The organism is Archangium sp. (genome assembly GCF_036388035.1).
GTDB lineage: Bacteria > Myxococcota > Myxococcia > Myxococcales > Myxococcaceae > Archangium.
This window is the reverse complement of sequence record NZ_DASVSO010000291.1, coordinates 1-6772: the sequence shown is the minus strand read 5'-3', so window position 1 is coordinate 6772 and position 6772 is coordinate 1. Positions and strand designations below refer to the sequence as shown.

The 6772-nt window shown below is 70.4% G+C and carries 6 protein-coding genes and 1 pseudogene; 3 read left to right on the top strand and 4 right to left on the bottom strand.

Annotated features, from left to right (window positions below; genetic code table 11):
• Positions 1 to 50: 50 nt before the first annotated feature.
• Positions 51 to 395, top strand: coding sequence for a thioredoxin family protein (locus VF697_RS12250; RefSeq protein WP_331094501.1), 345 nt, complete (start codon positions 51 to 53; stop codon positions 393 to 395).
• Between the two features lie 14 nt (positions 396 to 409).
• Here the strand turns inward: VF697_RS12250 and VF697_RS12245 are convergent, their stop codons facing one another.
• From VF697_RS12245 to VF697_RS12235, 3 genes are all read right to left on the bottom strand, one after another.
• Positions 410 to 1468: a terpene synthase family protein gene (locus tag VF697_RS12245; RefSeq protein ID WP_331094499.1), complete on the bottom strand. Its 1059-nt coding sequence runs from the start codon at positions 1466 to 1468 to the stop codon at positions 410 to 412.
• A gap of 325 nt (positions 1469 to 1793) precedes the next feature.
• Positions 1794 to 2798 carry a Gfo/Idh/MocA family oxidoreductase gene (locus VF697_RS12240; protein WP_331094497.1) on the bottom strand — a complete coding sequence of 335 codons (1005 nt, stop codon included), beginning with the start codon at positions 2796 to 2798 and terminating at the stop codon, positions 1794 to 1796.
• A gap of 216 nt (positions 2799 to 3014) precedes the next feature.
• Positions 3015 to 3980 carry an aldo/keto reductase gene (locus VF697_RS12235; RefSeq protein ID WP_331094495.1) on the bottom strand — a complete coding sequence of 322 codons (966 nt, stop codon included), beginning with the start codon at positions 3978 to 3980 and terminating at the stop codon, positions 3015 to 3017.
• Positions 3981 to 4174: 194 nt separating this feature from the next.
• Between VF697_RS12235 and VF697_RS12230 the strand changes: the two genes are divergently transcribed.
• Complete coding sequence (locus tag VF697_RS12230) at positions 4175 to 4336, top strand: hypothetical protein (protein ID WP_331094493.1); 162 nt, start codon at positions 4175 to 4177, stop codon at positions 4334 to 4336.
• On the opposite strand, the gene VF697_RS12225 is transcribed toward VF697_RS12230, so the two are convergent.
• Positions 4315 to 5811, bottom strand: a complete 1497-nt coding sequence (locus VF697_RS12225) for a PQQ-binding-like beta-propeller repeat protein (RefSeq protein ID WP_331094491.1) — start codon at positions 5809 to 5811, stop codon at positions 4315 to 4317. The two genes, VF697_RS12230 and VF697_RS12225, sit on opposite strands and share 22 nt — an antisense overlap.
• Positions 5812 to 5990: 179 nt before the next feature.
• On the opposite strand from VF697_RS12225, the pseudogene VF697_RS12220 reads away from it, so the two are divergent.
• Positions 5991 to 6772: pseudogene (locus VF697_RS12220) on the top strand (peptidase M3); the annotation flags it as partial.

Here is a 6772-nt window from a genome sequence, read left to right as displayed (position 1 = left end):
CTCGTCCCGTGAGTTGAAGCGCGCACGCGACCCCGTTACTGGGAGGGGCCATGGCACATCCCGTGAGCTACGACGCGACGCCGGAGAACTTCGACGCCCTGGTGCTGGAGCCCCGGGGCGAGCTGGTGGTGGTGGACTTCTGGGGCCCCGGCTGCCCCAACTGCGACATCTACGCGGCGGCGGAGCCCTCGCTGCTCTCCGAGCTGGAGGGCGCGAGGATGCGCGTGGTGAAGGTGAACGCGTACGAGCACGAGGAGCTGGCGCGGCGCTTCGGGCTGTACGGCATCCCCACCTTCCTGCTGTTCCGCGATGGCCAGCGGCTCGGGAAGATGAGCCAGTACTACGGACGCGAGTACTGGCTCGGCGTCGTGCGGGAGCACCTGCCCACGGCCTGAGCAGCGGCCCGGACCTACGGGCGGCGCAGCTCGGGGAAGGGCGAGGTCGGCGAGCAGTAGCGCCCGGTCACCAGGGACCAGCACACGTTGCCCCGCATCCACGCCTTCATCCCGTCCACGTAGAAGGCCACCCGCGCATCGTCGAGCAGCCCCAACTGGAGCAGCCGCTCCTCGCACGCCCGGAAGCACTCCACGTCCGCGTTCACCACCTGGATGGCCTCGGCCACCGACGCCTCCAGGCCGAGCCCCTGGTGCACCTGCAGCACGTGGACGAGGTTGTTCGGGTTGCGGCTCCAGAGCACCTCCTTCTCGTAGGAGAAGAGGTCGTTGCTCAGCGCCACCACCCGGGTACACAGCTCGCGCATCCGCCGCAGCTCGGGAGTCGCCAGCAGGTTCTCGGGCAGCTCGCGCCCCTCCTGGCCGAACTCCACGAGGTCCACGCACGTGTACATGCCCGAGTCCTCGGCGCGCTGGGTGAGGTAGGCGTCGAAGTCGGGGACGGTGCCGGCCGTCCAGTGGCGCGAGGCCTCCAGCGTGCCCTGGAAGAGGTAGCTCTCCACGTCATCGGCGAAGCGCGACAGCCAGGACTCGCTGGCCAGGCGCTCCATGCGCCGGCGGATGTCGTAGGTGAAGCGCTCGAGCGGCCGGGCCCGGGTGCGCAGGGCCCCGCCGCGCAGCACCTCCATGCACGCCTCCATGTACTCCTGGAGGTACGCCGGCCGCTGGCCCACCTCGGCGCACTCGTCGGCCTCGTCGTCGAAGAGGAAGAGCCACACGTGCCAGTCGTTGCACAGCTCCAGCCGCTCCCGCGTCGCCTTCGGGTAGGCGTAGGCCGCGAGCAGGCCGAACTGGCTCGCATCGAAGCGTCGCAGCACCGACGGCACCCTCGGCAGCAGCTTCACCTCCAGCGCCCGGGCCCGGGTGGTCCGCTCGATGGACCGGGCGTGCATGCTCGGCGCCGAGGGCCAGGTGGCGGGAATCCGCAGCATCGACAGGCTGGGACCCTGGAGGACAGGCACCTCTCTCGACGAGAACGACTCACCAGCGGAGAACGACTTCACGGCGGAGAGCATGGGCACCTCTCTGTGCGATGTGTCCCTACAGGCAGCACACCCGCTCACGATTTGCTTGAGTAGCAGTATAAACCTGAACTTGTGCTGTAAGAAACCCCTTCTTCTCTGAGTCCGAGAGGGCCTCAACCCCGGGTGTGTGTATGCCTGAAGCACATCTGCGCCAGGAGTTGAGAGCGCAGAGTACTGGGGGTCGGGACGCGCCACGCGCAACATGTCGTGGCCAGAGAGACGCCGCCCTGTTGAGTGAGCACCGGACGGAGCCTCCGGAGGGAGCCGGAAGCGCACGGCTCGACACAGTGTACGTGGGCGGACGGGACCCTCGCACTCAGTCCAGCGGGATGCGGCGGCCCTCGTCCTCCGAGGCCATCGCCGCCGAGAGGAGGCGCTGCACGGTGGCCGCCTCCTCCACCGTCCCCAGACCCACCGCCGGGGTGGGTGTCCCCGCGAGCATCGCGAGGAAGCGGCGCGCGGTCTCCACGTGGGCCTCGGCCCAGGGCTCTCGCGCTCCCGGCCTGGGCTCGAGGCCCGGAGCGAGGTCTCTCCACGCACCGGACTCGAAGCACCGCACGGGCGAGACGCACCAGCCCTCGCGCGCGGGGACGAAGCCTCCGGAGAAACCGGCCTCCCAGTCCTCGCCCAGCAGCGACCAGCCCCCGTGCAAGCCCGGCTCCGGGGAGGCCGCCTGCGTGAGGACGAGCACGGCGCCGCTGGAGAGCCCCACGTGCAGCGCGGCCGTGTGGACCGGGCGGCCGGACAGCGAGGCCTGCACCCAGGTGGGCGACGCCCCCGTCAGCCACAGCGCCGCGTCCAGCAGGTGCGAGAGCCCCCCGAAGTCCGCCGAGCGCCCCACATGGGCCCCGGGCTCCAGCGCGTCCGTGGGGACGAAGTGGTTGCGCACCGTGATGACCAGGTGGCGCGCCGGGTGCTCCGACAGCCACGCCCGCAGCCCTTGGAGCGGCGGGAGCATCCGGTAGGGGAAGTTCACCGCGAAGGGGCGCTTCGCACTCCTACCCTTCTCGACCAGGGCCCGCGCCTCCGCCTCGGTGCGCGTGAGGGGCTTCTCGCAGAGCACCGCCCGGCCCGCGTCCAGCGCCGCCTCCACATGCTCCCGGTGCAGCGCGTCCGGGCTCGCCACCACCACCCCATCCACCACCGCGCACAGCTCTCGCACGCTCGTCGTGGCCAGGGGGATGCCTTCCCGTGCGGCGACCTCGCGCGTGTGGTCCAGGTTCTGGCCGCACAGCGCGACGACCTCGGCTCCGGCCGCGCGAAAGGCCCCCACGTGCATCAGGCCCCACTTCGTTCCGATGACGCCAATTCGCATGGGCATGAGGAGACCCTTACTCCAAGCCATCGTCTTCCGAAGCAAGTCCTGCAGGGGCGACGAACAGCGCCAGGGCGTCCGCCCTGCCCCCGCCACGGCCCCCGAAAACCGCCCCCTCCCGGCCTCGAGCTTCACCAACCTGTACACTAAGTGGACAAGTTGCTGACGAACGAGCCCGGCGGGCCCCCCTTCGAGCGGTGTGGGCATCCGCGTGGACACCCTTCAGCGGAACTGCCGCGACAGCTCGTCGATGCGGCCCAGCTCGGCTTGCGAGAGGGTGAATCCCATCGAGCCGACGTTCTCCTCGGCGTGGCGCCGCTTCGTCGCGCCTGGGATGACGACCACCGTGTCCCCGTGGAAGTGAGCCAGCCAGTTGAGCGCGACTTGCGACGCGGTGACGCCATGGGCGGTGGCGATCTTCCGGAGCTCGTCGACGAGCGGGCGGCTGCGCTCGAGCCCCTTGGCACGGAAGCCGGGCAGGTACTTGCGTGGGCCCGTGCGGCCGCGAATGAGGGAGGGGTCATCGTGGAACTTGCCCGAGAGCAGGCCCTGCGCCAGCGGGGAGTACGCGATGAGGGTGATGCCGAGCTCCTTGGCGGCGGCCATGACCCCGCTCGACTCGATGCGCCGGTCGAGGAGGCTGTAAGGCATCTGATTGGAGACGAGCGGGATGCCCCGGCGCGCGAGCGCGGCGTGGGCCGCGCGCATCCGCTTCGCGGAGAAGTTGCTGACCCCCACCGTTCGGATCTTCCCCGCCTCGACGAGGTCCGCCATCGCGTTGGCCTGGGCCGCGACCGTGGCGAGCGCGAAGGGCTGGTGGATTTGATGCAGGTCGATGGCGAAGGGACTCAAGCACGCGAGCCGCTCGTCGATCGTCTTCCCGAGGTTGGAGGCGAGACGCAGGATGGGCAACCACTTCGTCGCGACGACGACGTCACCGGGCTTCTTCCCCAGACGCGTGAGGGCGGCGGCGAGCGCACGCTCCGAGCGGCCATTCCCGTAGGCCTCGGCGGTGTCGAACCAGTTGATGCCCCCGAGCAACGAGGCGTCGATGATCTCCTGGACCGTCTCGGCGGGCAGCGCCTCCCAGAAGCCGCCCGCGAGGCCGAAGCCCTCGGAGAACTGCCAGCACCCCAACCCAACGGCGGAGATCTCGATGTCCGATCGCCCCAGTCTTCGCAGCTTCACCCTGTGTGCCTCCTGGTGCCCTCGTGAGCTGGGGCCGACCCGGCGGGGACTCTCCCGTGCCCGTCTTCGGAGGGCAACAGCTCGAAGCACCGAGCCGGGTGGACGGGGCGCACGCCTTGGACCTGTACGCGCCCCGACGCCGCGTGCCAGACTCGCCCTGCCTGGGGGCCGGCGGGTTTTCGAGACACCACGACATGACCACGACCCGCCGGAAGCTCCGCCGTACCGTCGCCCGATTGCTGCTCCTCGCGCCCGCCCTGCCGCTCGCCGGCTGCGGACCTCGGAGCGCGCGGGGCGCGGGCTCGCGCACCCGCCGCTTCGAGGCCTCCCGCGCCTACGGCACGGTGAAGGCGTAGAGCTTGTTGTTCGGGGTGCCCACGCCGAAGTTGGAGTAGCCCGAGCCCCAGTACACCGTCCCGTTCGCCACGGCCGCGCCCCCGTTGCAGGAGCCGCCGCTGACGAAGGTCCACAGGACGGCGCCGGTCCGGCCGTCGAGCGCGTACATGTGGCCCAGGGGGTCGATGGAGCAGCCGAACACGACGCCATTCGCCGTCGACACCGGGGCGAGGTCGTGCGAGCCCACCACCGGATCCGGCGTCTGCCAGAGCTTCTGCCCGGTCGCGGCGTCCAGGGCCGCGAAGCTGCCCCAGGAGCTCGTCCCACCGTTGGGGAGGGGGTAGGGGAGGTTGTCCAAGTTGACGTTGGCCGTGTAGATGCGCCCGTCCGCCATGGCCGAGCCCCACACCATGCCGCCGCCCACCGAGCCGGGCGCCACCTGGGTGCTCCACACGGTGGCTCCGGTGTCCGGGTCGAGTGCCCAGTACATGCCGCTCTTCTGACCCGCGCCCACCAGCTCGCGCTGGCGACCGTCCGGGCCTTGCGCGCGGAAGAGGATGGTGCCCTGGCCGAAGTCATAATCCGGGCCGCCGGGAGGGGGGCAGTCCTCGGGACGGATGAGGCAGGTCACGATGAAGATGTCATACGGATGGAGCTTCCGGCCCCACTTGATGGCCCCTGTCCGCACGTCGAGCGAGAGAATGGAGTCGAAGTAGTTGTCCGGCGCGAGGCACGCCGCTCGGGTGGCGTCGTCCGGGGCGTTCAACACGCACGCGCGCACCGCGTCGGGCACGTCGTAGTTGTTGCCGGTGGGCACGTAGAGGGACTTGCGCTTCATGTCGAGCACGAGCGTGCTGCCCCAGACGCTACCGCCGGCGTACCCCTCCGGCACCGAGTAGGTCCGCCACACCACCGCGCCGGTGCGCGCGTCCATCGCGACCACGCTCCCGCGGAACGAGCAGCAGGGAAAGGAGGGGTCCGCCGCGTAGTTCGACTCGTACGAGGAGATTCCCACGTAGACCCGGTCGCCGAAGACGATGGGCGACTGGGTGATGACGGCCGTCGGGTGCGACTCGGGATGGGTCTTCCAGAGCAGGCTTCCGGTGCGTGCGTCGACGGCCAGGAAGTCACCGTTCAGCGTGCCGAGATAGAGCGTGTTGTCGTGGAGGGCCGGGGTGTTGCGCGAGCGGCTGCCGGGCACGCCCGTGTACTCGGAAATCTGTCGGGACCAGATGCGGGCACCCGTGGCGGCCTCCACCTTGTGCAGCCAGCCGCCCCAGTCGGGGAAGTAGACGGCGGCCCCATCCACGGCCGGAGTGGCGGAGACGTCGCCCTCGGCCGTGAAGACCCACTTCACGTACAGGTTGGGCGCCGTCTGGGGGCTGATGCGCCGTTCGTGCTCGGCGCTGCGCGTGTTGTGGAGGTCGGCGCCGGCATACGGCCAGCGGCCCGGGCCTCCCGCCTGAGCGAGAGCGACAACGGAAACCAGTGTCACGACCAGGGCCGCGACACCGAGGGAGATTCGGTGGGGTTTCGAGGGGAACATGCCTTGTCTTTCAGGGGTGGTCCAACCAGGCCCCTTCTACCCCGGCTCTTTACCCTCGGCTCCTCCCTGACCGGCCCCGAGACCCGCGCTAGAGTCCGCCGCCCCGTACACCCGCAGAAGGAGTCGTCTTGAGAATCGCTGTGCTCTCGCTCGCGGCCGCCCTCACCCTGGGCGGCTGCTCCCACTCCACCATGCCCAAAACCGAGCCCTCCTCCGTCCAGGCCGAAGCCCGCAAGTCCCTGCCTCCTCCCGAGGGGGCCAAGGCCCTCTCCGGCTCGCTCGAGGCCTTCAACGCCGCCTGCACGGCGGACCTGGAGAAGGCCCGCGCCCAGGTGGCCGTCCTCAAGTCCCTCGAGCCCGCCACCGACGGCCGGGCCGTCCTCGAGGCCTATGACGAGGCCACGGCCGCCCTCAGCGCCGCCCTCAACCGCTCCAGCGTCGCCCGCGAGGTCCACCCCAACGCCGCCTTCCGCGACGCCGCCCGCGCGTGCGAGCAGCAGGCCGACGCCCTCAACGTCGACATCTCCCAGGACCGCGGCGTCTACGACGCCCTCTCCGCCGTGGACCTCTCCCAGTCCGACGCCGCCACGCGCTACTGGATGGAGCGCACCCTGCTCGACTTCCGCCGTCTCGGCGTGGACCGCGACGACGCCACGCGCGCCAGGGTGAAGACGCTCAACGAGGAGATCCTCAAGCTCGGGCAGGGCTTCAACCAGAACATCGCCGAGGACGTGCGCAAGGTGGAGCTGGACCCGAAGGAGCTCGCCGGGCTGCCCCAGGACTTCCTCGAGGCCCACAAGCCGGGCGCCAACGGGAAGGTGGTCCTCACCTCCAACTACCCCGACTACTTCCCCTTCATGACGTACGCGCGCGACGGCAAGGCGCGCGAGAAGGTGTGGCGCGCCTACCG

Bases quoted from the DNA above. Each gene is read 5' to 3' on its own strand.
- VF697_RS12245 (WP_331094499.1), bottom strand. From the start codon at position 1,468: ATGCTCTCCGCCGTGAAGTCGTTCTCCGCTGGTGAGTCGTTCTCGTCG.
- VF697_RS12250 (WP_331094501.1), top strand. From the start codon at position 51: ATGGCACATCCCGTGAGCTACGACGCGACGCCGGAGAACTTCGACGCC.
- VF697_RS12230 (WP_331094493.1), top strand. From the start codon at position 4,175: ATGACCACGACCCGCCGGAAGCTCCGCCGTACCGTCGCCCGATTGCTG.
- VF697_RS12240 (WP_331094497.1), bottom strand. From the start codon at position 2,798: ATGCCCATGCGAATTGGCGTCATCGGAACGAAGTGGGGCCTGATGCAC.